The organism is Nostoc sp. GT001, assembly GCF_030382115.1.
Classification (GTDB): domain Bacteria; phylum Cyanobacteriota; class Cyanobacteriia; order Cyanobacteriales; family Nostocaceae; genus Nostoc.
The window spans coordinates 7,089,237-7,115,575 of sequence record NZ_JAUDRJ010000003.1 but is presented as its reverse complement, the minus strand read 5'-3'; the positions used below and the strand labels follow the sequence as shown (position 1 = coordinate 7,115,575).

Genomic DNA, 26,339 nt, shown 5'->3' with positions numbered 1-26,339 from the left:
TTTTGACATTTTCCAGGTCAACTCGCCGTTATGGGATGAGAGATTTTAACTCGTTCCCAGTCGGAGACCATTAGTTAAAATTTAAGACTAGTTGATTGTTGAGCGATCGCTACTTATAAAAATACATTAGCGATCGCATTAATTTTGCTCACAAAAACCAAACTCTTAAATTCGATTTACCTGTCTACCAAACCCACCTGTCCGCCAATTAGCCCCAGAAATCCAGTTCCAAAATGCTGAATCTCTAAAAAGCTTGCTTGCTCTGGTGAAGTTTTGTAAATTTTGAATGTCTTCATAATTCCTAATGTGGCAGCACTTTCTAAAGGGCCAACAAAACTAATATCTCGGTCAAGAAAATAGGTTTGATTAGCCCAGTAAGCCATTTGATTTGCATTTAAAAAGTAGCAGCCCGCGTGAGGATTGAGGGCACGACGAAAGGTAATTGGTGCATTCATAATTGCACCATTGAGTTCCTGTTGATCTTGCACATTTTGAAAAGGAGCAGTTACTCGCAAAGCCAAATCCCCATCAATATAAGCTTTGTAAACCAAAGCTTTGGGAGAGACTTCATAACGATTTGGCTGAAGCAAATTTAAATCACCCGCTTGTTGGGTAAACCAGTTTAATTTGATAAAAAACCAAGGGTCATGAATAATTAAGTCATCTTCAAGAAAGCAATAATAATCATACTGACCGAGACAACTTTGCAGAACAGCTTGACACTCAAACCCCAAAAGTAGAGGTTCTGCTTTAGTAGAATGATGCCTATATAAATGGGATGGTAAGGAAAGCTGATTCAGAAGATGATTATCTTGAGTTGTACAAATAACAATATCTAGTTCGTGAGACTGCGGCTGATTAGCAGGAAAAGCTAGTCGTTGAGCAATGTTGATAATACTTTGAGATTTACCAAATAATTGGTGTAAGGCGGTAATACTTTTAGTTAACGCCTCCAAACGGGGTTGCGGGTCTTTGCGTTGGGAAGCATGACGACCCTCATTGCTAGGTTTGAAAAAATGGGCAATGGTAAAAATAATTCGCATTTTCAATATCGCTTTTATCTTTATTTGTCATATCATGTCCGTATAATTAGTTATGATTTCCAAAGTCATTGCACCCCACCTCCTCCCCGCAAGCGGGGAGACAAAGCATAGCTTTGGCGGGGTGGGGTTCTTCAGGTTTAATAAGTAATTTAGCGGACATAATATCATTGGTCATTTGTACTAAGCTTAGTCGTTGGTGCAGCCTCTTCAAGAGTTATATTGGTCATTTGTCGTTTGCTCTTGATCAATAACTAATGATTAATATGCTTCTTGCAAAATTATTGCTTTTCAGGCTTTTATTTGCACCTTTGCTTGAGGTCAAAAATATTTATGCAAGTGACTAATGACCAATGACTAATTTTTACCAAATCCTTTAGAACTTGGACGCTTTTTCAAACTATCAGAATTTTTGCCAGCGAACATCCATTGCAAATGCTGTGGTAATAGTTTCGCTAAATCATAACGCTTCAGAATTGTCGCTCGTGCATTCGCTCGAATTGCATTCATCTCTTGAGGATTATTCAGCGCCTCTTCAATCCTATTAGCAATATTCTGGGGAGAAAAGAAATCTACCAGCAGTCCATTCACCCCATCCTGTACAACCTCCAATACTGGTGCAGTCTTAGAAGCTATTAGTAAACATCCTGCTGCCATTACTTCTAACATTGACCAAGATAATACAAATGGACGGGTTAAATAAACATGGGCAGAAGAAGCTTGCAAAACCTGAAGGTACTCATTGTAAGGAAGCCTATCTGTAAAGTGCAGCCTCGATAAATCCAAAGATAATTTTTCTAGCATTAATTGTTTATAAGTCTGACCATCGGGGAGATTTTTACCATAAGCAACCCGATCTTCTCCGACAACTACCACATGGCACTTAGGTCGTCGCTGCTGAATTAGCGCTACTGTTTCCATAAACTGTGGAAAACCTCTATAAGGTTCCATTCCTCGTCCTACATAAGTTACCAACTCTTCCACATGAGAAAGATCCAGATTTATTCTTGGTAAAACTAACTTTGCGCCTGGTTTGGGAACAAAATAATTGGTATCAACGCCATCATGAATTACAGTGAGTTTGCTATGATATTCTTTGGGAAACTGCTGACGCTGCCAATTAGTTGGAGAAAGTCCGCGATCGCAGCTATATAAATCAGTTAAAATCGGTGCATTTTTCACGCGGATGCGGCATTCATCATCAGCATTCAACGGCTCGTTGGGATCGAAATCTGCATCGGAACCGTGAGCATGGTAAAACCACTCGAAATAACACAATAATTCTGCTTTGGGGAAAACATCTTTCATAAATAAAGTCGGCCCCCAACCAGAATGACCATAAACTATATCTGGAAAGAAACCCTCGGATTTTAATTTTTCTGCCACGCGATAGACAGCTTGAGCGTTGAGAACAGCATTTTCCAGGTTGCGAACATAGTGGTGAGTTTGAGGCGCAGCTTCACGAGAAGGGGTATAAATAGCTTTGAAAACGCCAGGTATTTCCCCTTCACGACGATTTGTCCCAAAGACGACTTGGTGATTAGGATCTTTACCTAAAACTATCGCTAGATTGCGAAATTGCGAGGGGAAATTGGGATGTAAAAATAAAATTTTCATTGGAATAATCTTGATTAATTTATTACCAGATAAAATAAATTAAGACAAGCTGTTTAAGATTATAAGATTATTTATCACGATTTTTAACAAGTAAATTTAGGTAAATGGTTGCCCGAAAATGCGAAAATAATCGCAAATTCGTGTTATGACCATGAAATTTATTGGCATTGATTTAGGCTGGCGATCGCAACCAAGTGGATTGTGCTGTTTAGAATGGGTAGATGGACAACTACAATTACTCGATCTAGACCGCAAAGATGCCATTGCAGACATCCTCTCCTGGATCGATAAAAGCGTCCAAGCAAACGAACCAGCCATCATCGCCGTAGATGCACCTACCCTCATACCCAACGCTACCGGGAGTCGTCTCCCCGATAAACTTAGCCACAAATACTTTGGTAAATATCATGCGGGATGCTACCCAGCTAATCAAAACCTACTCTTCGCAGAGCGCACCGTCAACTTTGGCTTAGAATTAGAATCACGCGGTTTTGCACATGCACCCACCATTGAACCACAAAAACTTAGCAGATATCAAATAGAAGTCTTTCCCCACCCAGCAATTGTTAACCTATTCAACTTAGAACGCATCCTCAAATACAAAAAAGGACGACTCAATGAGCGCCGTCTAGAACTAATTAAACTCCAAAATTATCTTCTCGATATTCTCCCTTGTTTCTCTCCTCCTCTGTCTTCTCTGCGCCTCTGTGGTTCTTTCCCTTCCGAAATTCCCACCACAGGCGCAGCCCTCAAAGCAACCGAAGATAAACTAGATAGCCTAATTTGCGCTTATGTTGCTGCATACTGGTGGTATTGGGGAGAACAACGTAATTTGGTATTAGGCGATCGCACCACTGGCTATATTGTCATCCCTCAGAGAATATTAGCCTAAAATTGTAATGTAGTAAGATTTAATTCAAAGAGGTTTTATGCAAAGAGTTAGTTCTAATTTGAGTTTAAAAGAGCTATATGAAATTGACGATCATCTCTGGTTAGAGGAAACAATCAAACTCTTGAAAGCTAACCATTTAGAAAAATTAGATTTAGAGAATTTAATTGAGGAGCTAGAAAATTTGGGTCGTAGAGACAAAGCCAAGGTTGCTAGTTTATTAGAACAAATTATTAGACATCTTTTGCTGCTGCAATACTGGGCACAAGAATCTCAATATAATTCGGGACATTGGAAAGCAGAAATTAGAAGCTTTAGAAATCAATTAAAACGTAACTTGACAACGAATTTATATCAATATTTACAAAATGAATTAGCATCAATTTATGATGATGCTTTAGGGTATGTAATTGATAAAACTGAGGGTAAACTAGATAACCTACCTCAACATTGTATTTATACTTTAGAACAGCTACTAGATATTAATTATCTACCTGAAAACTTGTAAAATATAAGGCGTTGCTAAACTTAAATCAGCAACGTCTCATCTTATATTTCAGAGATTTTGGTGTTAAACATAATACTTCATACTTCTCAAACAATTTCCCTCAGTGATTGATTTTCCTACTCAAAACATGAAGTTTCCAGAGTGAAATTTGAATAATTCTGGTAACAGCACACACAAAAAGTGATGCCTACGGCGGCAAGCTACACAATTAAATTTCTGATTTAATCTGGTTCTTGGCTCAAATAGTGTTCATCGAGAGCGCGTCTTAGCATCATTTTAATCACAGCTTGACGGCTAATATTGAGTTCGGTTGCCATTTTGTCGAGTTCGTTGAGCATCGGACTAGGAATTTCAAGGTTTGTTGTGACTATATCCTGTCGTCTTCGTGAGGTCATTTGACGAGGTGTTCCGACTCTTGTTGTCGTGGAGTCAAAATAACGATCAACGACTTCCTCTCCCTTCGCAATTTTTTCTTCAAGTTCTTTAATAGAAATATTGTTCATAGATTTCTCTCTCCCGTCTCGTACTTTTCCAATAAGTAATTAACCAAATATATTCCCCTTCGCCGTCATAACGAACTTCGTAAATGACCGACAAAAGGGTGTTTCCCAGAAATCCAATAGCAATAAATTGTTCTGGATCATCTCGTTTGATTCGTTCTACATAGTCGCCTGCTAAAATAGTAGCGACCTCTTCCAAAGAATATCCCCTATTTTGCTTAAGAAGCTGACTTTTATGATTATCCCAGTCAAATCGCATTTCTCTTATAATTCCTCATCATTCTAGCAATAATTATTTTTGAGATGTGACTGCATCGCACAATAAAAGGCGTTGCTCAACTTAAATCAGCAACGCCTATTCTTGAATATTCAATAACTACTCAGCACTCTTACTCTGCCCAAGCAATCAACCTTGGTTCATAAGGATTAGCTAGGTGTGGATTTTTCGGCAATACACGCAAAGATAAACCTTGCAAACCAGAAGCGGTATAGATGATATTACCAGTGTAAATACTCAATTGCTGTCCATCTTCGCCTTGGTAATCCATGACTACTGGCACAGCGTTGACAATTTCACCATTGGCATCGATCGCACCTTGATATAGCTCCACCTGCACATCATCATTGGTCAAAGTTGCCAAGTCAACCTTGGCTTTGACGGCAACGGTTTGGTTAACTTCAATATCTGAAGCTGCGGATACGTCAACATCTTTGATTCTGATGTTGAACCAGTGTTCGCTCAGTTTTTCTTTCCAAGCGGCTAGTTCTTTGGCTGGTGCATAGTTATCAACAGTCAGGGTATGATAGCGATCGCTAGCCGGGAAATAAGCCCTTTGTGCATATTCTCCTACCATCCGCGCTGTATTAAAGAACGGACAATTCAACCGAATTGCATCCTTCATTTTGGCAACCCACGGACGGGGCAAACCATCAGTATCCCGATGGTCATAAAATAACGGTACAACTTCCTTCTCTAACAACTCGTAGAGAGCATTTGCTTCTACTTCATCTTGGTAGTTAGGATCGTCGTAATTCTCTCCATGTCCAATCGCCCAGCCTGTGCGGACGTAATCAGCTTCATCCCACCAGCCATCTAGTACACTTAAATTCGGCAATCCATTCATTGCGGCTTTCATGCCACTAGTACCAGAGGCTTCCCGTGGACGACGCGGTGTATTTAACCAGATATCGCAACCCGCAACCATCAACCGGGAGATGTGAATGTCGTAATTGGGAACAAACACTACCTGTTTTTCTAAATGCTGTTCGCGGATAAAGTGATTGATCTCGCGGATCAGTTCTTTACCGGGGATATCCTTGGGATGTGCCTTACCAGCAATCACAAATTGCACTTTCCGGTCTTTGTTAGCCAGCAGAAGCCGCTTAATCCGATCCAAATCGCGCATCCAGAGGGTGGCGCGTTTGTAGGTGGCAAAGCGACGAGCAAAGCCAATGGTGAAAGCGTAAGGATCTAAAACTTCTTGGGCTTGGACAATTTCGGAAGCGGAAGCGCCACGATCGGTCAAATGCTTAACTAAATGCTCCCGCACATACAAAATCATATCCAAGCGGCAGCGTTCGTGATTGCGCCACAATTCCTCATCGGGTATGGCGTCCATCCGCTCCCACAATGGGCTATCTGGTGGTGCTGATGACCAATTTGGGCCGAGGTAGCGATCGTATAACTCTTGAGTTGATTTGGCCACACAACTCCGAGCATGGACACCGTTGGTAATTGCTGCGATCGGTACTTCTTCCACTGGCACTTTCTGCCACAAGCCTTGGAACATTTGCCGCGACACCACACCATGCAGTTGTGCGACACCGTTAGAAAATGTTGCCATTTTCAACGCCAGCACCGCCATACTGAAAGGCCCAGATAAATCGCCTGTATTCTCACGCCCCAGTCCTAAAAATTGCTCTTTGGGCAACCCAAATATATCTGCGTAATATCCCAGATAGTGCAGCATTTTGTCGGGAGCGAACAAGTCAATCCCTGCTGGTACTGGCGTATGGGTGGTAAAGATATTGCTGGAAGCGACCACCTGTCTAGCTTGGACATAATTCAGTCCTTCTTCTTGAATTAGCAAGCGGATGCGTTCTAGGGCAGAGAAGGCGGCGTGGCCTTCATTCATGTGGTAAGCGGTAACTTTCAGCCCCAAAGCTTTGAGCATTTGCACACCACCGATCCCCAGCATGATTTCCTGGTGGATACGCATATCGATGTCGCCACCGTACAGCTGGTCTGTGATGTCGTGGTCGTAAGTGTTATTTGGTTCAATGTTGGTGTCCAGCAGATACAGAGGTACTGTTCCTACCTGTACGCGCCAAACTCTGGCATATACCTTGCGTCCTGGATAATCTACCGCAATCCGCAGTTCAGAACCATCGGCATTGCGCTCTAGATGCAAGGGCATATTATAAAAATCGTTGAGCAGGTAGCGTTCTTGCTGCCAGCCATCAGCATTGAGATACTGGGCAAAGTAGCCTTGCTGATATAGCAAACCTACACCTACAAGCGGTAAACCCAAGTCACTGGCAGATTTGAGGTGATCCCCCGCCAGAACGCCCAAGCCTCCAGAATAAACGGGCAAACAATCTACAAGTCCAAATTCCGCCGAAAAATAGGCGTAGCATTCTTTTGGTTTCTGCTCCCGTTGTTTCTGATACCAGGTGCGCTCTTGCAAATAATCGTCTAACTGACGGTCAGCTCGATCCATTTGCGCTAAAAAGCCTTCATCTTCGACAACTTCCAGAAGCCGCGATTGAGAGATCGTACCCAGCATTAACACCGGGTTATGATGGCTAGACTCCCACAGGTCAGAGTCTAAGCGACGGAACAAGTCTTTACTTTCAACGTTCCAATCCCAGTGTAAGTTATATGCCAGCCGCCGTAGTGGTTCGAGTCGCGGCGGTAGTGAAGGAGATACATTAAATGTCCGAATTGGCTGCATAAGTTGGCAAAACTCCAAGTTTAGCTATGGTTATTGTTTACTCTCTTTACCAATGTTGCCAATTCTTTATACAGTAGTTTGTGAAAAAGCGATGACTTTGTTAAGCATTGAGAATTATTTTTAACCTCGTTGCTAAAGTTTACACCAAGGTGTTTCTAATTCTATGCCTGACTCTGAGCCATGTACTTGGTATATTAAAATTTAATCATTGACTGGTATGTATCACTTAAAAAAATTTAGTTTTGAATAAATAATTTATATTTATTTTAGTATTGCTTCCGGGGATCAATTCGAGATTCTTGGCTGAGGGTGAAAATTCCCCATAGCTGTGTCCAGTAAAGTGAAATTTTTAATTATTTTTTAATAAAATTGGGCTATCAAAGATAGCACTCAGCACTCTCAAGCCAGGAAGCAGAAGGGAAACCCCATAAATAATCGGATGAAAGCCCTACCAAGCAGTTAATTAAGAAAAGCGATGCCTGGGGCGGGCTACACCTATGCTAACTACTTGGTATGAAATATTTGCACTAAATCAGGAAGATAACTTATAAAGGTGTTATTTTATGCACCTAGTGAAGGCTGATCTTTAGTATTTTTTGTCATTGTCAGAGCTACAGCTGCTGCATAAGCCAGTTCTGCTGCCATTTGATAAGCTAGTTTGATACTTGATGAAGTGTCCTTGGCTTTAAGAGATGGGGAAGCTTTTTTTCGGCGCGACTCAAGTTTTACATCACCTGCTGCAATAGCTCGCTGTAAAATGATCCAGGCATCTAGGTCTTCTGAGTCATAATTACTTTGAAGCTGCGATCGCAGTTGATCTTCGGCTACAACACTCAAAGAGCCGATAGTTAGAGCTTCTTGTACAATTTCTTTAATTAAAGCCATAATTTGAACCAAGTATGTGAGTTAAAACCGATACCTCAATTTGGGAAATTAGATGTTTTTTTGTAGATTTATCCTCGAAACTAAGCTACGTTTTAGCTTTCTTTAAATAAAATTTATAACGAGTAGTACCAAGCACACATCACCCTTTTGGCTCACCCGAATGGGTGATTCACAATATTTTAGATAGCAAGTATGTGGACAAAATAAATATTTTGAGCTAGTTTGGCTTTTTAACTAAGAGGGTGTCACAAGCATAGTAGATGTCAAATAAGTTGAAAGCTCAATCATAAAATTACTTTTATCAGTAATAAGATAAATATAGGCAAAAATGCCAAGAACCGCTGACAGGAGTTTTTAAATCTCCCTCCTCAATGAATTTTATCTAAGTGTATAAAAATATTTGTAAGTAGCTTGGGCTTTGCCCACCGAAGGCATCGCTCTAGTAAAAAAGTTAACTTATCTCCTTCATTCTCATTAACAATAAACTCTGGAACTAAACTTATTTCATGAGAGTGTTCCACTAAAAATAAAATGTGTTATCGTTAAAAACAATTGTTATTAAAAACCATTCATGTCATTACAAACGTGAATTGGTTAGTCTGTAAATCATCCGTGTGCAACATGATTGGAGCAGCATACTCTAGAAATTCGTTGCAAGAAAGCCGTCATAGCAGTCGGGGAAGCGCTTACTTGTTTGCACCGATGGTTAACTTCAATGTGATGGCTGATGTGGGAGATAATCCACCCTAATTGGATTTTATTTGGGCACCAATACCCATAGAAATCCAACAATAATTACATTGTTATGCTAGGCATAAATTTTATCTAAACTTTGAATATAGTCTAGTTAAATGTATTTTTTGTTGCAAAATAGCTTGTGAAACTGAGTTGCTTCAAAAGACTAAAATCGCTTGAGAAGAAATGCCTCAAGACAAACAACACTGTCTCTATTTACTTTAGGAGTGCTGTTAGCGGTAGCAAGCTTTTAAAATTTGCCAGATAACCAAAACAGTAGTCTATCTAAACCAGCAAATTTTCCNATCAGACAATTTAAAAGTCTGAGTTTTGACCCGGCAATGCACTGAAATTTTTTTGTTAATTGATTTTGTGAAAAATAAGCCAAAGTTTTACGTGCATATAGTACAAAATCTGCTAGCGACTTAACGTAATTGTGCATAATACTTGAGTAATTCTACACACCTAACCTCAAGAATTGCTTGCATAGTCAAAGCCATACTCTGGTTTTTCAAATGTTGGAAAACCATCTAAAAATCTTGGAAAATTTTGGTGATACTGCTAGCTCATGTATTAATACACACGGAGCCTATTGGTATTGGCAAAAGATTAGGATACAGCCAAAACAACTTGAAACACTGTCAACAAAAATTGATTAAAGAGATATGTAGCCATGCAGAACGAGCAATATTTTTCCAAATTGCAGCGCGTGCAAGAACTTTTAGTAACTACACTGTTAGGAGATATTCCAACACTTCTTCTCGGTCCAAAGTTGCGTAATTTAGGATATCGTAGTATTTTTAGCCAGATAGGCAGACCGGTGTATATTCAAAATGGTGTTGAATTTAACGGTACTTCTTGTATTGAGATCGGCGCAGGAGTCTATATTTTCAAGGGTGTGCGGATGGATGCGAGAGGACACAAAAATAATAGAATTCATCTAGGAAATAGAGTCGCGATTGAGCGTAACGTTGATATAGGGTGTTTAGAAGATACGTATATACATATTGATGAAGACACCTTCATTGCTCCCAACGTTTGTATTGAGGGGCCAGGAGACATTAAAATTGGTAAACACTGCTTAATTGCTGCCCATTCAGGGATATATGCCAATAATCATAATTTTGCCGATCCGATGGAGTTGATTAAATACCAAGGTGTTACTCGCAAGGGAATTGTGATTGAGGATGATTGTTGGCTAGGACATGGAGTAACAGTATTAGATGGCGTTACTATCGGCAAAGGCAGTGTTATTGGTGCGGGAGCAGTTGTTAATAAAGATATTCCTCCTTTTTCCGTTGCTGTCGGCATACCTGCACGAGTAATCAAAAACCGAATTAGCAAAGATATAGCAAAGCTTCAAGTTGAGAAATAGGGCATTGGGTATAAGAGGCAGAGGGGCGGAGGGGCAGAGGAGCAGCACTTCTCTACGAGAGGCTTCGCCAACGACTACGCTCAGTGAACGAGGAGCAGAGGAGAAATAATAACTCCTAACTCAGCACTCCTGAAAGGTATGGGGAATAGTAACTATCCTCTGTAACCTGTTGCCTTTTTTGGGAAACCTTTGCCATCAGTCAACGTCACAAGGGTAAACGTCTCTGGGTTATCTTTATTAAGGGCATCTACAAGTCAGACAACTGACATCTTGTGCGTTATCAATAACCGTAGGGTAGACATTGCTAGTCCTGAGTCCCCAGAGTCCTCTAAAAAAGGGACGAGATTTGGGTAATATAAAGTAGCTATCTTTTCTGCATTGCAGATACCGAAAGAAAAGCTTTCTTTGTTTTACCCGTTGGAGATATTTCTATGCTGACTTTAAAAATCGCTGTTTATATTGTTGTTGCCTTCTTCGTAACTATCTTCATCTTCGGATTTTTGTCGAACGATCCAGCTCGTAACCCCGGCCGTCGGGACTTAGAGTAAGAGGGCGATAAATCATCCGCGACTTTGGAAGGCGGAAAATACTAAACGCCACGGAAACTTACTAAGCGAAAATTTAGTAAGTTTCTTCCTCCAAGTAGCTTGCTGTAGGTAGCAGAAGGCGACAGTCGGAAGGCAAAATGTATGTTTAATCCTTCCCTTTGTCATTTGGCTGTTTGTTAGCCCGATTTTGCTCACTTATGCTTCATCCAGTTCTGCCACCTAATCCGCCTCCTATCGTTGAATCTTTACAACCTGTAAATCCCGCCTCATCTGCTAGTCATACAAAGTTTCTTTCAGGTGTAGATACTGGAATACACGAAAAGATAGACAAATCCAAGCAGCCCAAGAATTTGGCTCAGTTGGCAATTTCGGGTAACACTAAAAGCGATCCTTTATTGTCAACTCCGATCGACTCAACTCAAGATGACTTGGTAGTTGCGAAAACTTATTCTGTACCTCATTCACCAGAAACCTTTCCACCAGAAAGTTCCCCACTCCCCGGTTCTGCAACTGCTGGGCTTTTGGGACAGCCAATGGTTGTTGGTTATCCCACGCAGGAGGTTACAACCTCTAATAGCCAAGTTACAGAATATACAAAGACAAGTCCGAGCGTCGAACCCCGCCACTCGGAACTTCTTCTGATGTCGGCACTGCGTAAACGGGAGATGCAAAGAGAAGCCGCTGCCTTGCAAAAAAAAGTTAGAGCGGAGGCTTCAGACCAAGACGCAAAAGATGAGCCTGCTCAAAAACTCGGTCAGCCATCGCTAAATCCAAACTCTAATGGTGGAGCAAAACCAACCTTTTTGGACTCTTCTAGCTTTAGCTATAGAGTTTCTCCAAGTCCCCTTGTCGCCCAATCTCAACACCCTCTTCAAATTGCCCCAACTGCCACAAACAGCAACAAGTTAGGCAAATCCAAAGCAGAAATTTTAGCTGAGAAGTTAACCCAACAAAAACAGCAACGCGACCTTACTGCACAACAGTCTCTAAAACAAGACAATATCTCTGTATCTGCTGCCGATCTAGCACCGAGTTCTCAATCAGTACAAAATTTTATAACATTTAAATCTCGTAAGCCCACAAACCAACTCTCTGTACCGATCGCTGTAGAATTTAAGTCCCAATTCCAGCAACAAAGCCAAGTCCCAACGCCTACACCACAAGTAAATACCACTCAGCCACAAACTCAACCATCTGGTACAACTGCACCAGCTACCACACCACCAGCCGGGCCAAGAATTGTAGAAGTCACTTCAGATCGGCAAGAGTATGACGAGAAACAGCGAATTATTACAGCTGTAGGTAATGTAATTGTGCGATTTGATGGAGCGGTGGTGGATGCCGATCGCTTACAAGTCAATTTGGACAACATGATTGCTGCGGGAGAAGGTAACGTAACCTTAACACGGGGCGATCAGATACTACGTGGACAACGCTTTACCTATAACTTTGTTCAAGATCGTGGGGAACTGGAAAATGGTAGAGGAGAAATTTACGTACCCTCAGCACAAACAGATTTTGCTTTTTCACCCACAGCTGTAAATGCTGGTGGAGTTTCAAAACGTCCCCCCAGCGATCGCATTAGAGCCAATCAACCCCTTTCTGGTGTCAGCAGCCCTGGAGGAATTGATGTGACAATTGGTGGTCAGGCAAATGCAAGCAACATCCCGCCACCAAAAACAGGGGGTGCAGTCAATCGGCTCAGATTTGAAGCTGAACAAATTGACTTTTATCCGCAAGGCTGGCAGGCAAGCAATGTCCGCATCACCAACGATCCATTTTCGCCCCCAGAGTTAGAATTACGCGCAAATACAGTAACTTTGACGCGAGAATCACCCTTGATAGACCGCATCAGGACACAGGGGCAGCGTTTGGTATTGGATCAAACAGTCTCCTTACCAATTCCGCTGAATGAGCGGACTATTGATCGCCGAGAGCGGGACGTTTCACCTGCAATAGTTTCCCCCGGCTACGATGGAGAAGATCGGGGTGGTTTGTATATTGAGCGTGGCTTTCCAATAATCGATACAGAACAGACACGCTGGACGATCACGCCCCAGTTATTATTACAGAGAGCTGTGCAAGAAGGCACGGGTGACTTAGGGGCACTGTTTGGTGTGAAGACCAAGATAAATTCTGTTTTGAGTCCACGAACGATAATTCAAGGAACTGGGGAGTTAACTAGTTTTAACTTGAATGACGTGGAAGAGAATTTGCGAATGAATTTGGGATTACGCCAGACATTAGGCACTTCTCTTCCCCACACATTGAATGTGCAATATAACTACCGCGATCGCCTCTATAACGGTACTCTGGGTTTTCAAACTGTCCAGAGCAGTTTTGGCGGCATTATTAGCTCTCCTGTAATTCCTTTAGGAAAAAGTGGCATCAACCTCAACTACCAGGCAAGTGCCCAGTATATTGATGCCAACACCGATCGCCCAGACTTGCTAGAACCAGTGCGGGAAAACGATCGCATTTCACTTGGTCGTTTACAAGGCAGTGCTACCCTCAGTAGAGGGCTGTTGCTGTGGCAGGGAAAACCATTACCACCTACTGCCACTGAGGGATTACGATACACCGCTACCCCTGTAGTTCCTTATTTGCAAGCGATCGCTAGCCTTACAGGCACTACCAGTTATTACAGCAATGGTGATAACCAAAGTACTCTAATTGGTACAATTGGCTTACAAGGGCAAATTGGTCATTTTTCTCGACCTTTTTTCGACTATACCGCCTTTAATGTCAGCTTATCTCAAGGCTTAAATAGCGGATTATCACCCTTTTTGTTTGACCGCTCCGTTGATAACAAAGTATTGAGCGCTGGGATATCACAGCAAATCTATGGCCCTTTTCGCTTAGGCTTCCAAACATCTGTTAACTTGGATACTGGTAAAGAAACTAGCACTGACTACATCTTGGAATATAGCCGTCGCACCTATGGCATTACCTTGCGTTACAATCCGGTGTTGGAGTTAGGCGGCTTCACCGTCCGAATTAGTGATTTTAACTGGGGTGGCGGCACCGATCCATTTTCGGAAATTAAGCCAGTAGTGGGCGGCGTGCAACAGGATAATTAGTCTAAGGACTGGGGACGACTCGACAAGCGATTGATCGCACAATTTGTAAATACCGCGTCAGGTATTCTCAAGTTGGCATAGTCGCCGCTTAGTTGAACGCCTGATGGTGGTTGGTGTAGGGTTACACAGCATCTATGAACTGCGGCTTGATACTCTCGCCATTGCCTACGGATTGCAATACTTGTAGCATCGTTACCTAAGTCGGAAAATCTTAGCCCTGCTCGCATCAGCCAAGATTCCACGTCAGTTGTTTCACCAACTATTTCTGGAGTGGGATTAATCTTTTTCATGAGTAATATCTTATACGTGTATTCTCAATTACTCATTTCACTTTAAAAGAAAGTATCAATACTAGCCAATATCATTTTTTATCAAAATCATCAATAAAAACTATTCATACCTGAATAGAGTACTCAGGTATGAAAGAATGAATTACTATTACGGCTGGTAAACAGCATTGCTTTAGCTTGTGAATAGCCGTTTTCTAGGTGGTAATCACTAGAAACGATAGCCTAATCCAGCTTGGAAGCTGACAGCATCAGCATCACTATTTTTGTAGGCGTCAATACCCCATTTAGTATCGCCGTAGGCAATGACATTTTTGCTAACTTCTGATTCAATCCCAAGGGTGACTACAGGTGAATTCCGATTGCCCAATGGAGTTTTTTGACCTTCGTCAGTTACAAAGGAATAACCACCACCGAAGTAAACGTTAGTATTTTTGGCGATGGGGGCATCATAAGTCACGATAGGCATAATTGCAGCAGCATCGCCACCATACAACACAGAACCCCGCAGTGAAACAGGGGCATTGGGTACGGCGTATCGTCCTTGAATATTACCACCAATTTGGGCTTCATCGTTTCCTTGTCCGCCACTGGTTGCACCAACAGCAACACCAGCACCGATGTAGTTACCGTTAGTACCGTTAGTACCTGCTGTTTGAGCAGATGCAACGCCAGCTGAGAGGATAATGGAAGCAACAGCAAGTGCAGAGGCAGCTAATTTTGTCAGTTTCATAGAGTTATTCTCACTAGAGTTAGGTAAAATCAATGTTCTCTAGTACTAGAATCTCTTTTTTTACAAAATGTAACCTCACGCACCTGGTTCACCCAAGTGGCTGAATTATTTCTCACCCACCTGGGTGTAACAGTTATTTCTTCAAAAAACGCTGACGTAGACGAGAGATAAAAATATTCACCTCTGGTATTTTCAGCCATGAAGCGATCGCAGCAAACACCGCAATTCCCACGAAGCCGGATATACACAATTGCAACAACAGAACCAGTAAACCCGTTTTACCTAAGAATTGTTGAGAAGCAACCAAAGTCCCATAGCTTGCAACCCCAGCTACCACACTACCAGCAGTCAAACCCAAAATCGGCAAACTCCACTCCCGCCAAGGTAAACCATTGAGTTTGCGATCGAGCAACCATAACAGCATCAACAGGGAACTGCAATTTACACCCACTGTTGCTAACACCAAGCCGGGGGCACCAAAAGGCCCAACTAAAATCCAATCGAGCAGAGCATTCAGAAAGATATTAAAAGTACTAATGCGAAAAGGTGTCTGCCCATCACCCAAGGCATAAAATACCCGCACCAAGACATCACGCCCCAAGTAAGCAAACATCCCAATCCCGTAAACGATTAGCAACTCGGAAACTAGCTGTGTAGCATCTTGCTTGAAAGCACCCCGCTCATACACTACCTGAACAATGGGTACAGATAACACTACCATCAACGCTCCTAGAGGTAGCATGGTGACAGCACTAAGTAGGAGTCCCTGACGAATACGTAATTTGAGATCGTCCCAATTTTCTGGTTCGGCAAGTTTGGCAAATATTGGTAACAGAGGCAGCAAAATTATATTAGAAATAATCCCTAAGGGAGTTTGCACTAGCAAATTAGCATAGTTAAAGCCAGCAGCAGCACCAGGGATGGGACTTGCGAAGTAAAGCACAGTAGCAAAGTTAATTGGCATCATCCCGGAAGAAATTGTTGCCGGAGTCATGATTCTGATCACTTCTTGAACACCTGGGGATTTAAAATCAAACCGCAGGCGTAACGTACCTAGTCCTAACCGCCACTGAACAATTAGCTGCACCAGCCATTGGAGAATTGCCCCTGCCAAGGTTCCCCAGGCTAATACCATACCACCGATTAAAGCGTATTCTGGCTTGATAATGTCCTTGCCCACTTGCATGGTCATCAAAGCAATGCCGATAATAACGGTAATGCTAGATAATAGAGGGCTAATAGAGAGTAACCAATATTGATTTGCTGTATTGAGAGTACCGAAGCCAATGCCAATTAATCCTGAAAATAAAGCCATCGGGGCCATAATGCGGAGTTGTTGAATGGCGATCGCTCTAGTTGTCGCTTCCAAACCATGACCAACTAAATCAACGATCGCATCCGCAAAGAAAACTTGAGCCAGTGTCACCAGCAACAGCACTCCAGCTACCAGCGTTGTCACGGTTTCCACTAGGGGAGCCGCTTCTTCTCGGCGACGCTTGGCTAAAACGCTGACGAGCGCACTGTGTAATGGCCCATTTACGCCACCGAGTAAGATCAATAAAAAGCCAGGGATAACATAGGCATAACTATAGGCAGTGGCAGCAGCACCAACACCAAATGCGGCAGCGATCGCTTGCTGCCGCACTAAACCGAAGACTTTACTAATTAATGTGGCTGCGGCAACAATGCCAGCAATTCCAGCGAAAGAACGAGAGGGTTTTTGATCTTGTTGTGTCACGAATAATACCCGACAACTCTTGCAGAGTGCATACTTTAAAACATTTAACCTGAAATTCCACAGTCTGTCAGGTAAATTTTGACAAATTAGTAATTTTAAATGCCTACGCTCAGGGCAAAAGCAAAGCAATGCCTACGCCCAGAATTAAATTCCTGAGATTGCTATGATACAGCGAACGCGATTCAAAAGTGGTGAGGTCGCTTTTCTGATTTGTCCCTGCCATACTATAGCGTTTCCTAATCACATGAGGTACATCTTAGCCTGCCTCCTCGCTTGCCTACGGTGTACACACAAGTCTATATCTTTCTTTATGAATGAATCTCGCACTGTGTTTTGATCCCGCCTCGGAATGAATTCCGAGTTTCATAGCCCAAGTCAACTGAAAGTGGACTGAATGAATTATTTAGTCCACTTTCAGTGGAGTTTCGCTATCAGCCCTGAACTTCAGTTCTGGGCGGGATATGGGTGGGCGTGACAGTTTCACTGTAGAGGATTTTTCGACTTGTGTGTACACCGTAGCCCTTGGGAGAGGGGAGGGGTTGGGGTTCTTGTACCTCACTCAACCGAGAACCGCTATAACTTAGTCACCTCCTTTGTTGTGTACAAGCCAAAATTATTTTTTAACTCATTACGAGGATAGATCGAGAAAGGGGAACTATAACAATAACCATCTTCTGGGAAATTGTTGAACACTGTAAAAATTTGCAGTTTGTCATACTTTTGACACCCTTCAAGCCTATGAACTTTGGTGTGAGGAACCCTTGTATAAAAACGAGATAATCCAGAGCAATGGAACCCAATTCAAATTTCACAGAAAATCAACTTCTTTTGTCAAGCGCTCAACTTCAAGAGCAACTAGAGCAACAAAAAGCTCTGGCGAGTGTAATTGTCCGAATTCGGGAATCTCTTGACTTAGAAAAAATTTTTCAAACGACTGTTACACAAGTGCGTCAGTTGCTTAATGCTGACCGAGTAGCAGTCTTCCAGTTCGACCGCGAACAAAACTGGGAGGGAGAATTTGTTTCTGAAGATGTTGCAATTGGCTGGGACTCAGCAATGACAGTAAAAGTTTACGACCATTGCTTTGGAGAACAATTTGCTGCCAGTTATCAACAAGGTCGAGTGCAAGCAGTAGCAGATATTTTTAATGCGGGACTGAGTGATTGTCATCTGGCAATTTTGAGTAAATTTCAGGTACAGGCCAACCTCGTTGTCCCTCTATCGCGGAAGCAAGAACTGTGGGGATTGCTTTGCATTCATCAGTGCAGTGAGACTCGTGAATGGAAAGAATCGGAAATTGAGTTTATTCGTCAAATTGCTGACCATCTTGTTGTTGCCATTCAACAAGCAAAGCATCTCCATGAAGTCAAATTGCAAGCTACAAAATTGGCTCAAGCAGTTCAGCGCGACCAAGTAATAGCTAAAATTGTCGATGAAATTCGCTCGCCCCTTGATATTGAAACTATCTTTAAAACCACAACTCAAGAAATACGTAAGCTGTTGCAAGCTGACCGAGTTGCCATTTTTAGCTTCAATCCCGATTGGAGTGGTAACTTTGTTGCGGAATCATTTACGTCAGGCTGGACTCCCTTAGTTGGGGTTGAGCCTGCGATCGCTGATACTTATTTACAACAGACGCAAGGTGGGCGTTACGTTGACAACCAGACTTTTATAGTTAATGACATTTACCAAGCTGGATTAACAAACTGCCATGTAACTCTGTTGGAGCAATTCCAGGCAAAAGCCTTTGCAACTGCCCCTATTCTCCAAGGAGATCAACTTTGGGGAATCATTGCTGCCTACCAAAATGCCTCACCCAGAGAGTGGGAATCTTATGAAGTCGAATCACTGATCAAAATCGGTACACAAATTGGTGTAGCAGTTCGACACCATAAGTTGCTGGCATACGCTCAGTACCAAGCAGAGCAACAAAAGACATTAACTAGTGTGATTACTCGAATTCGGGAGTCTCTAGATTTAGATACAATCTTCCAGACTACTGTCACCGAGGCCCGGCAAATGCTGCAAGCAGACCGAGTGGCAGTCTTTCGTTTTGACCCGCAAAAAGATTGGGAAGGGGAATTTATTTCTGAGGATTTTGTACCTGAGTGTAACTCGGTAATGGCAGAAAAAGTTTATGACTATTGTTTCGGAGAAAACTTTGCACACCTTTACGCCCAAGGTCGAGTAAATGCGATCGCTGACATTTATCAAGGAAAGTTCCCCGGTTGCTACGTCCAAATCCTAGAAAAATTTCAAGTGCGGGCAAATATGGTTGCACCTCTATTAAAAAAAGGTGAACTTTGGGGATTGCTGTGTATTCACCAATGCACCGCTCCTCGTTACTGGCAATCTTCTGAGATTGAATTTGCCAGTCAAATCGCCGAACAATTAGGAGTCGCATTAAAACAGGATTCTTATTTAAAGCAAGTTCAAATGCAGGTTGTCCAGTTAGCAGAAGCCACTGAACGGGAGAAAGCAATGGAACGTCAAGAACTGCTGGCTGCAACTATTGATAAAATCCGCCAGTCACTCGATATTAAAACTATTTTTAGAACCACGACTCAAGCTGTACGAGAGTTGCTAGAAGTCGAGCGAATTGCAATTTACCGCTTCAACCCGGATTGGAGTGGTAAATTTGTGGCAGATTCCTTTAAAGATGGTTGGAAACCTGTTGTACAAGACCAACCAATGATTATAGAAACTTTTGAGGACACAGACGACGATAACGAACTTCCACGTAACGAAACCTTTGTGCCGATTCGGGAAGGTGAAAAATTATGGGGATTATTAGTTGCTTATCAAAATTCGCAACCGCGTTATTGGAAAGAGGAAGAAATTAATTTACTGGCTCAAGTTGGGGTGCAATTAGGAATTGCGATTCAGCAAGCAGAATTACTCGAGCAAACTAAACGTCAAACCTTGGAACTTTCTCAAACTCTGCAAGAATTAAAACAAACTCAGACTAGGTTAATTCAGGGTGAAAAAATGGCGGGATTAGGACAACTACTTGCTGGAGTTGCCCATGAAATCAACAATCCCATCAGTTTTATTTTTGGCAATCTTATCCATTTAAATGAATATACTGAAGAACTGCTAAAGGTAGTGAAACTTTACCGTCAAAGCTCCTCAATATTGCCAACTATCCAAGAGCAAATCGACAAGAGTGATTTGGACTTTCTCATCGAAGATTTACCCAAAACCCTTGAGTCAATGAAAGTAGGAACAGAGCGGATTTGTGATATTGTGCTATCACTACGAAACTTCTCTCGTACAGATGAGGCTGAATTGAAGCCAGTAGATATTCATGAAGGGTTAGATAGTACTTTGCTAATTTTAGGGCATCGCCTCAAAAATAATAATGAACGCCCAGCCATTGAGATTATTAAACAATATGATAATTTACCTTTGCTCGAATGCTATCCCGCGCAATTAAATCAAGTGTTTATGAATCTTTTGAGTAACAGTATTGATGCATTAGAGGAAAAGTTTAACACTATACAGCAAAGGTATTTGAAATTATTACAAACGTGTCCGAGAATACCTTTGACTATCTGGATTAATACGCAAACGATTAATAACCAGATTGTAATAAGAATAGCTGATAATGGTCTGGGGATTCCAGAAGAAGTGCGATCGCATATATTCGATCCCTTCTTCACTACCAAAGCACCAGGTAAAGGTACGGGGTTAGGATTGTCTATTAGCCATCAAATAGTAGTTGAAAAACATCATGGTCAGATGAAATGTTCCTCTAAACCAGGAGAAGGAACAGAATTTTTAATTGAAATTCCCTGCGGTAATTAAAGGCGACTGATTTTTGACAATTCTTCAGTCAATCTTAAATAGGGGAGCCTGGGTTTCCTCCGTTCCCCAAAGGCATCATAACTGCCATTGCGTTATAGTTTAGGACGTTTTTTGGGATGCGATCGCAGAGTTGATTTTTCGCAAAAATGTCTCTGTTTTTATGCTCAACGCGGAGATTCTCTACTTACAACCCAAACTATCTCGCGTTGACACACCCGTAACTGGATTTACGCCATCGGCTCTTTCACACAGCAGCGACACTTGATAACGGTCAATTAAAGCATCGGTAAAATCAGCACCAGTGACATCAGCATCAAAAAAGCGGCTGCGGGTCAAAGTGGCTTCCGTAAAGATGGCATTCTTGAGGTTAGCACCATCCATAGTGGCGCGATCGACTAAAGCGCCGCTCAAGTTCGCATCTTCCAAATTTGCCTTTAATAAAACTCCTTTAGTGAGAATTGCGTTGGTTAAATTCGCTCCTTGAAAATTTGTCCCCCGCATTTCTGCTGCTACAAAAGTTACACCCGCCAAATCAGCATGAGAAAAGTCACGATTTTCTAAATTTATATTGTTGTAATTGATTGTGTTTATTTGAGCAAAGGCCGGCTTAGGATTCAGTATTATCCACCCAAAGGCTAGTAGCAAAATTACAATCAAACTCAAAAAACGCAGTAAAATCTTTTTCATAACTTTATTATTTTTCAGTAGTCCTTCGTCATTAGTCCTCTCTTACAAAGTTCTGATCGGAGGAAACCTCCGATCAGACTTTGCGCTTTGTCATTTAAGCAATGACTAATGACTAATGACTAATTACTCTTAGCTATTTCCAATCTTTCCCAATGCGGATTGTCAGATCGGATTCTAAATCACCAATCGCTGCTACCTCGATTTGACCCAAGCCTAAGACTTTTTGCAAATCAACCCCAACTCGTCGATTGCCTTTTTGGACAATAATCTGAGTTTGACGTTGAGTATCCGGCCAATCAGGCACTTTGTAAATATTATTAAAGCCTTTCTGTTTAAGATAAGCAATAACTTTTTCAGTTAGCTGAGGTTGATTAGAAGCATTTTGAATAGCAATTTTGAGGTTAGGAACCTGACGCATATCTGGCTTTAGACCAGGTACATTTACCCCAACATAATCATTCAACAGGCTCTGTTGTCCAGTCATATTTAGCCAATAGCTATCAGGGTCTTTGCTAAAGCGGCTAAAAGTACCAGGCAACACGGTCATTTGGAAATTATCCCGATCTAGGTTGAGTCCGAAATTTACCAACGCCATCATTTCTTCCATCTTCAGGTTGGTATCAAAGTATTTTCGCATCAAGCGAGTTAATTGAGGCAACCTGGGTAAGATAGTAGGACTATTTAAGCGTTGCAGCAGGGCTGCTGTTAGTGCTTGCTGACGCTGTACTCTCGGCAAATCTCCCAAACCTGGTTCGCGGAATCGGGCAAACTGTTCAGCTTGTTCGCCGTTGAGGGTTTGCCAACCACTGACTAAATTAATCGACAGCCGACTGCTGGAGTCTTTATATTCCATTGATTGGGGAACAAAGACTTCTACTCCGCCTAACTGATCGACTAACTGCCGTAAGCCGCTGGTAGAAATACGGATGTAACGATCGATTGGGGCGTTGTTTAAGGTACGGCTAACTACCCTTGCTGCTAAGACTGGGCCGCCTTTGGCATTGGCATCAGATACCTTAGTTAATCCCTTTTCTCCCTTTTCGGGGATGGCGATCATTGTATCTCTGGGAATGGAAAGCACCCTTACAGATTTTTCACTAGGGTTCAGTCGTACCAGTAGCATGGAGTCGCTTTTCCCGGCAAAGCTTTCTGGTGAGCCATCAACGGTACCGCTGACTGGTTCAATCCCCATGATTAAAATATTCATCGGACGTGAAAGCTTGTACTGGGAGAGTTTGCTCCATAACTCCCCTGGTAATGGGATTTTTACTTCGTCTTTAGCAGTAGTTCCTAAATCTTCATCTGTTCGATCTAGATTGCTCCATAAAGGAGTCCACAGCGCTAATGTTGACACCAGCAGCCCAGATAAGATGATGCCAATGACAACCGTCATAAACCATAACAGCCATCGAGGCATGGTTAAGCCCAGTCTCTCAGAAAGCTGATTAGGAAACGCACCCACAGATTCGACGACGCTACGGTTCGGATTCGCTGGCTGGTTTAGTTCGACCTCCTCCTCTGAGTCGGCTACTGGTGCTGGTATTACTTGATTTTCTATCCGTTGAAGTTGCGACGATCGCACGTCACTTTCAAACTCTACTACTTGCTGAGACGTAACCGGATTTTCCGACCATTCGACTTGTTTTATCACAATTATCTCCCCACTCAACCACTCCCTAAAAGTATGTTAATCCAAGCTACAAATATTGCCAGTGGAAAAGCTCACTGTAAACTTGTAATGTTCTTCGGTAGGCGTGTATGACAACATGAATACTTTATTGTTCCCCGTAATCCTAGCTGGTGGTAAAGGTGAACGTTTTTGGCCCCTAAGCCGCAAAGACCGACCCAAGCAATTTTTAAGTCTTGATGGTAGCTCTAGAAGTCTATTACAAGCAACCGCCGATCGATTGATTGAACTCGGTGGCGGATGGGATTCCTTGTGGGTTATCACTTCTAGTCAGATAGCTGAAGGCGTAAGACAACAACTACCCGATCTACCAGTTGAAAACTTACTGATTGAGTCGGAAGGAAGAGACACTGCCGCAGCCGTTGCTTGGACAAGTTTAGAAATCAAACGGCGCTATGGTGAAGACGCTGTGATTGGCTTTTTCCCTGCTGACCACTGGATTGCTGACCAAGAGGCCTTTGCACACACATTAAATGCAGCTACGCAACTGGCAACAAGCACAGCAGCGATCGTTACACTGGGGATCAAGCCTACTTTTCCATCAACCGGTTACGGCTACATTGAACAAGGTGAAAAAATAGGTAGCTTTAATGAGTTGCCAGCTTATCACGTGAACCGCTTTACTGAAAAGCCCGACCGAGAAACGGCAGAGACTTTTTTATCTACGGGACGTTTTAGCTGGAATAGTGGAATGTTCGTTTTTCGGGCGGGGGTTGTTCTCAAGGAACTACATACCCATGCTCCAGAAATTATCGAACCTTTAGAACAACATGGCCCTGATATCTATCCCCAGTTGCCTAAGAAGAGTATAGACTATGCGTTAATGGAAAAGACAACTCTAGCATACGTTTTGCCAGTTGATTTTGGTTGGGATGATTTAGGAGATTGGAATGCGATCGAACGTTTACTGAAAACGGAAGATACTCCAAACGTGGAACTCGCTACTCACGTAGGTTTAGATACGCAAGGGGCGATTATTTACGCCTCAAACCCAGAAGATGTAGTTGTTACTATTGGTTTAGAGGATGTGGTGATTGTGCGCGATCGCAATGTCACCCTCGTTGTCAAAAAAGAACGTACCCAGGAAATCAAGCAGATCCTTAAAATTCTCCAAAGTGATTCCCGATTTACTGACCTGCTATAAAAGTTAGAACCCTTGGCAGAGGCGAAAAAGTCTATTTTCCCATTATAACTTGACAGTCTGTTATTTTATCTGACAGTTATGGACATTATTAGCTTTGAGCCTCTGGCCAAGACAATGGCAATCGACTCTATTACTGCTTATCAAAAATATATTTCTCCGTCTAAAGGATTTTCTTGTTCCCATCGCTTATTACACGGCGGGGATTCCTGCTCTAATTACGTCAAACGGATGCTGAACGAACAGAAGCTTCACGAAGCCGTACAATCATCCATAAAAAGATTTCAAGATTGTGCCGCAGCTAGCAAAACTTTAGCAAGCATCAAAACTAGAGCCGATTTCCGTTGTATTGTCATCCCCTGCTGCTTACCTCTTTAACTCCTCTGCCTCTTTGAGTTTTTTACAAAATGTTCCTCACCCAAACTGTTCCCCGTCAACGAGAAATCCTGGAAGTCTTCCTTCGCAATGGCTGGGACTATATGCGAAGGTTACTTACTGGTGGCAAAGCTGATGAACCCCAACTGCCGACACCTGCGGTTTTAAAAAATATTCTGGTAGACTTGGGGCCAGTTTACGTCAAACTTGGTCAGCTACTCTCTACCCGCCCCGACTTACTGAGCGCCTCCTATATTGAGGAATTGTCAACTCTACAAGATGAAGTACCGCCAGTTCCTTGGTCAGAGATAGAAATAATCCTCCGCAAAGAATTAAAACGTCCATTAGCAGAAACCTTCAGCACTGTTAACCCGATCCCCGTAGCAGCCGGATCGATTGCTCAGACACATCGCGCTACACTAGCAGACGGTCGAGAAGTCGCTCTAAAAGTGCAACGTCCAGGAATTGATATTACTATTGCTCAAGATATTGCTTTAATTCAAGGTATTGCCGATTTAGTGGCGCGAACTGATTTTGGGCAAACCTACGAAATCAAATCCATCGCCGAAGAATTTACTAAAGCCTTAGAAGCCGAGTTAGATTTTACACGGGAAGCGGGTTTTACAGACCAGCTGCGGCGCAACTTATCCAAGAGTCGCTGGTACGATCCCACACAAATAATGGTGGCGGAAATTAACTGGGAGTTGACCACAGAGAAATTGCTGGTAATGGAATGGCTGGATGGAGTGCCGTTCCTGGCGGCGGATTTGGATAATGACCCCAACGTTAAAGATCCTGCCGAAAAGCGTAAAGAAATAACTACTTTGTTGTTTCGGGTATTTTTCCAGCAACTATATATTGATGGCTTTTTTCACGCTGATCCCCATCCGGGAAACTTGTTTTATCTCAAAGATGGGCGTGTCGCTCTTTTAGATTGTGGCATGGTGGGAAGACTTGATCCCCGGACACAGCAGATATTAACAGAGATGTTGTTAGCGATCGTTGATTTAGATGCTCAAAGGTGCGCTCAGTTAACTTTGCAACTATCAGATTCTGCTCAACCAGTAATTTTGTCGCGGTTAGAAAATGATTACGATCGCATGTTGCGAAAATATCACAACGTCAGCCTCACGCAAATAAACTTCAGTCAGATAATTTATGAAGTTTTACAAGTTGCCCGCAACAATAAAATTAGATTACCTAGTAATATGGGTTTGTATGCCAAAACCCTAGCAAATTTAGAAGGGGTAGCGCGGACATTCAACCCAGAGCTTAACTTTTTTGATGAAGTCAAACCATTAATTACAGACTTGTTTCGTCGGCAATTACTGGGCGATAATCCAGTGCGATCGCTATTACGGACAGCTTTAGATATTAAAAGTCTGTCTCTCCAATCTCCTCGCCAAATCGAACTCTTATTAGACCGAGTTACCTCAGAAACCCTACAGTGGAATCTATCGCTGCGGGGGTTAGATGGTGTCCGGCGCACTATGGACGATGCCGCTAACCGACTATCTTTTAGTATTTTAGTGGGTTCGCTGATTATGGGTGCGGCAATTATTTCCACCAGAGCGCAAACAACTCAGCTATCTTTTTTAAGTACCATCCTGTTTGCAGTCGCTAGTTTATTGGGTTTGTGGTTAATTATTAGTACATTGCGATCGGGACGTTTACGGTAAAATCATCTTGAATTTTGGACTTTGAATTGAAATAAAAATCTAAAATTGAAGTTTGTAGTAAGCACTTTAGTGCT

21 protein-coding genes are annotated in these 26,339 nt (G+C 42.4%); 10 read left to right on the top strand and 11 right to left on the bottom strand.

The window, feature by feature from the left end; genetic code table 11:
• Window positions 1-176 precede the first annotated feature (176 nt).
• Both QUD05_RS33030 and QUD05_RS33025 read right to left on the bottom strand, forming a co-directional pair.
• Window positions 177-1,043: a calcium-binding protein gene (locus QUD05_RS33030; RefSeq protein ID WP_289799728.1), complete on the bottom strand. Its 867-nt coding sequence runs from the start codon at window positions 1,041-1,043 to the stop codon at window positions 177-179.
• Between the two features lie 354 nt (window positions 1,044-1,397).
• A complete protein-coding gene (locus tag QUD05_RS33025; protein WP_289799727.1) occupies window positions 1,398-2,657 on the bottom strand; it encodes a glycosyltransferase family 4 protein in 1,260 nt (419 codons plus the stop codon).
• A 151-nt stretch (window positions 2,658-2,808) separates the two neighbouring features.
• Here QUD05_RS33025 and QUD05_RS33020 point away from each other — a divergent pair, with 151 nt between their 5' ends.
• Both QUD05_RS33020 and QUD05_RS33015 read left to right on the top strand, forming a co-directional pair.
• On the top strand, window positions 2,809-3,549 hold the full coding sequence (locus QUD05_RS33020) for a DUF429 domain-containing protein (RefSeq protein WP_289800131.1): 741 nt from the start codon (window positions 2,809-2,811) through the stop codon (window positions 3,547-3,549).
• Window positions 3,550-3,586: 37 nt separating this feature from the next.
• Window positions 3,587-4,054, top strand: coding sequence for a DUF29 domain-containing protein (locus QUD05_RS33015; RefSeq protein ID WP_289799726.1), 468 nt, complete (start codon window positions 3,587-3,589; stop codon window positions 4,052-4,054).
• Between the two features lie 221 nt (window positions 4,055-4,275).
• Here QUD05_RS33015 and QUD05_RS33010 read toward each other — a convergent pair whose 3' ends face one another.
• From QUD05_RS33010 to QUD05_RS32995, 4 genes are all read right to left on the bottom strand, one after another.
• Window positions 4,276-4,557, bottom strand: a complete 282-nt coding sequence (locus QUD05_RS33010; protein WP_289799725.1) for a ribbon-helix-helix protein, CopG family — start codon at window positions 4,555-4,557, stop codon at window positions 4,276-4,278.
• Window positions 4,538-4,813: a BrnT family toxin gene (locus tag QUD05_RS33005; RefSeq protein WP_289799724.1), complete on the bottom strand. Its 276-nt coding sequence runs from the start codon at window positions 4,811-4,813 to the stop codon at window positions 4,538-4,540. The genes QUD05_RS33010 and QUD05_RS33005 overlap by 20 nt, the downstream gene beginning before the upstream one ends.
• 130 nt (window positions 4,814-4,943) lie before the next feature.
• Entirely contained in the window at window positions 4,944-7,508 is a 2,565-nt protein-coding gene (gene glgP / locus QUD05_RS33000) for an alpha-glucan family phosphorylase (RefSeq protein WP_289799723.1), read from the bottom strand.
• 561 nt (window positions 7,509-8,069) lie between these two features.
• A complete protein-coding gene (locus QUD05_RS32995; RefSeq protein ID WP_289799722.1) occupies window positions 8,070-8,393 on the bottom strand; it encodes a hypothetical protein in 324 nt (107 codons plus the stop codon).
• A 621-nt stretch (window positions 8,394-9,014) separates the two neighbouring features.
• Between QUD05_RS32995 and QUD05_RS32990 the strand changes: the two genes are divergently transcribed.
• From QUD05_RS32990 to QUD05_RS32975, 4 genes are all read left to right on the top strand, one after another.
• On the top strand, window positions 9,015-9,143 hold the full coding sequence (locus QUD05_RS32990) for a hypothetical protein (RefSeq protein WP_256091202.1): 129 nt from the start codon (window positions 9,015-9,017) through the stop codon (window positions 9,141-9,143).
• Between the two features lie 658 nt (window positions 9,144-9,801).
• Window positions 9,802-10,503 carry an acyltransferase gene (locus QUD05_RS32985; protein ID WP_289799721.1) on the top strand — a complete coding sequence of 234 codons (702 nt, stop codon included), beginning with the start codon at window positions 9,802-9,804 and terminating at the stop codon, window positions 10,501-10,503.
• 431 nt (window positions 10,504-10,934) lie between these two features.
• Entirely contained in the window at window positions 10,935-11,051 is a 117-nt protein-coding gene (locus QUD05_RS32980; protein ID WP_041566417.1) for a photosystem II reaction center protein I, read from the top strand.
• Between the two features lie 197 nt (window positions 11,052-11,248).
• Window positions 11,249-14,131 carry a DUF3769 domain-containing protein gene (locus tag QUD05_RS32975; protein ID WP_289799720.1) on the top strand — a complete coding sequence of 961 codons (2,883 nt, stop codon included), beginning with the start codon at window positions 11,249-11,251 and terminating at the stop codon, window positions 14,129-14,131.
• Here the strand turns inward: QUD05_RS32975 and QUD05_RS32970 are convergent.
• From QUD05_RS32970 to murJ, 3 genes are all read right to left on the bottom strand, one after another.
• Window positions 14,128-14,421, bottom strand: a complete 294-nt coding sequence (locus QUD05_RS32970; protein WP_289799719.1) for a hypothetical protein — start codon at window positions 14,419-14,421, stop codon at window positions 14,128-14,130. The two genes, QUD05_RS32975 and QUD05_RS32970, sit on opposite strands and share 4 nt — an antisense overlap.
• A gap of 208 nt (window positions 14,422-14,629) precedes the next feature.
• Window positions 14,630-15,151 (bottom strand): putative outer membrane beta-barrel protein, encoded by a 522-nt coding sequence (locus tag QUD05_RS32965; protein WP_289799718.1) that lies wholly within the window; start codon window positions 15,149-15,151, stop codon window positions 14,630-14,632.
• Between the two features lie 133 nt (window positions 15,152-15,284).
• On the bottom strand, window positions 15,285-16,889 hold the full coding sequence (gene murJ / locus QUD05_RS32960) for a murein biosynthesis integral membrane protein MurJ (protein ID WP_289799717.1): 1,605 nt from the start codon (window positions 16,887-16,889) through the stop codon (window positions 15,285-15,287).
• Between the two features lie 789 nt (window positions 16,890-17,678).
• Here murJ and QUD05_RS32955 point away from each other — a divergent pair.
• Window positions 17,679-20,696 (top strand): GAF domain-containing sensor histidine kinase, encoded by a 3,018-nt coding sequence (locus QUD05_RS32955; protein ID WP_289799716.1) that lies wholly within the window; start codon window positions 17,679-17,681, stop codon window positions 20,694-20,696.
• A gap of 180 nt (window positions 20,697-20,876) precedes the next feature.
• Here QUD05_RS32955 and QUD05_RS32950 read toward each other — a convergent pair whose 3' ends face one another.
• Both QUD05_RS32950 and QUD05_RS32945 read right to left on the bottom strand, forming a co-directional pair.
• A complete protein-coding gene (locus tag QUD05_RS32950) occupies window positions 20,877-21,383 on the bottom strand; it encodes a pentapeptide repeat-containing protein (RefSeq protein WP_289799715.1) in 507 nt (168 codons plus the stop codon).
• A 133-nt stretch (window positions 21,384-21,516) separates the two neighbouring features.
• Window positions 21,517-23,034: an LCP family protein gene (locus QUD05_RS32945; protein ID WP_289799714.1), complete on the bottom strand. Its 1,518-nt coding sequence runs from the start codon at window positions 23,032-23,034 to the stop codon at window positions 21,517-21,519.
• A gap of 115 nt (window positions 23,035-23,149) precedes the next feature.
• On the opposite strand from QUD05_RS32945, the gene QUD05_RS32940 reads away from it, so the two are divergent.
• The 3 genes from QUD05_RS32940 (at window position 23,150) to QUD05_RS32930 (ending at window position 26,265) form a co-directional block, all read left to right on the top strand.
• Window positions 23,150-24,214, top strand: a complete 1,065-nt coding sequence (locus QUD05_RS32940; protein WP_289799713.1) for a mannose-1-phosphate guanylyltransferase — start codon at window positions 23,150-23,152, stop codon at window positions 24,212-24,214.
• A 78-nt stretch (window positions 24,215-24,292) separates the two neighbouring features.
• Complete coding sequence (gene yidD / locus QUD05_RS32935) at window positions 24,293-24,589, top strand: membrane protein insertion efficiency factor YidD (RefSeq protein ID WP_289799712.1); 297 nt, start codon at window positions 24,293-24,295, stop codon at window positions 24,587-24,589.
• Window positions 24,590-24,618: 29 nt separating this feature from the next.
• A complete protein-coding gene (locus QUD05_RS32930; protein WP_289799711.1) occupies window positions 24,619-26,265 on the top strand; it encodes an ABC1 kinase family protein in 1,647 nt (548 codons plus the stop codon).
• Window positions 26,266-26,339: the final 74 nt, after the last annotated feature.

Bases quoted from the DNA above. Each gene is read 5' to 3' on its own strand.
- QUD05_RS33030 (WP_289799728.1), bottom strand. From the start codon at position 1,043: ATGCGAATTATTTTTACCATTGCCCATTTTTTCAAACCTAGCAATGAG.
- QUD05_RS33025 (WP_289799727.1), bottom strand. From the start codon at position 2,657: ATGAAAATTTTATTTTTACATCCCAATTTCCCCTCGCAATTTCGCAAT.
- QUD05_RS33020 (WP_289800131.1), top strand. From the start codon at position 2,809: ATGAAATTTATTGGCATTGATTTAGGCTGGCGATCGCAACCAAGTGGA.
- QUD05_RS33015 (WP_289799726.1), top strand. From the start codon at position 3,587: ATGCAAAGAGTTAGTTCTAATTTGAGTTTAAAAGAGCTATATGAAATT.
- QUD05_RS33010 (WP_289799725.1), bottom strand. From the start codon at position 4,557: ATGAACAATATTTCTATTAAAGAACTTGAAGAAAAAATTGCGAAGGGA.
- QUD05_RS33005 (WP_289799724.1), bottom strand. From the start codon at position 4,813: ATGCGATTTGACTGGGATAATCATAAAAGTCAGCTTCTTAAGCAAAAT.
- glgP (WP_289799723.1), bottom strand. From the start codon at position 7,508: ATGCAGCCAATTCGGACATTTAATGTATCTCCTTCACTACCGCCGCGA.
- QUD05_RS32995 (WP_289799722.1), bottom strand. From the start codon at position 8,393: ATGGCTTTAATTAAAGAAATTGTACAAGAAGCTCTAACTATCGGCTCT.
- QUD05_RS32990 (WP_256091202.1), top strand. From the start codon at position 9,015: ATGATTGGAGCAGCATACTCTAGAAATTCGTTGCAAGAAAGCCGTCAT.
- QUD05_RS32985 (WP_289799721.1), top strand. From the start codon at position 9,802: ATGCAGAACGAGCAATATTTTTCCAAATTGCAGCGCGTGCAAGAACTT.
- QUD05_RS32980 (WP_041566417.1), top strand. From the start codon at position 10,935: ATGCTGACTTTAAAAATCGCTGTTTATATTGTTGTTGCCTTCTTCGTA.
- QUD05_RS32975 (WP_289799720.1), top strand. From the start codon at position 11,249: ATGCTTCATCCAGTTCTGCCACCTAATCCGCCTCCTATCGTTGAATCT.
- QUD05_RS32970 (WP_289799719.1), bottom strand. From the start codon at position 14,421: ATGAAAAAGATTAATCCCACTCCAGAAATAGTTGGTGAAACAACTGAC.
- QUD05_RS32965 (WP_289799718.1), bottom strand. From the start codon at position 15,151: ATGAAACTGACAAAATTAGCTGCCTCTGCACTTGCTGTTGCTTCCATT.
- QUD05_RS32955 (WP_289799716.1), top strand. From the start codon at position 17,679: ATGGAACCCAATTCAAATTTCACAGAAAATCAACTTCTTTTGTCAAGC.
- QUD05_RS32950 (WP_289799715.1), bottom strand. From the start codon at position 21,383: ATGAAAAAGATTTTACTGCGTTTTTTGAGTTTGATTGTAATTTTGCTA.
- QUD05_RS32940 (WP_289799713.1), top strand. From the start codon at position 23,150: ATGAATACTTTATTGTTCCCCGTAATCCTAGCTGGTGGTAAAGGTGAA.
- yidD (WP_289799712.1), top strand. From the start codon at position 24,293: ATGGACATTATTAGCTTTGAGCCTCTGGCCAAGACAATGGCAATCGAC.
- QUD05_RS32930 (WP_289799711.1), top strand. From the start codon at position 24,619: ATGTTCCTCACCCAAACTGTTCCCCGTCAACGAGAAATCCTGGAAGTC.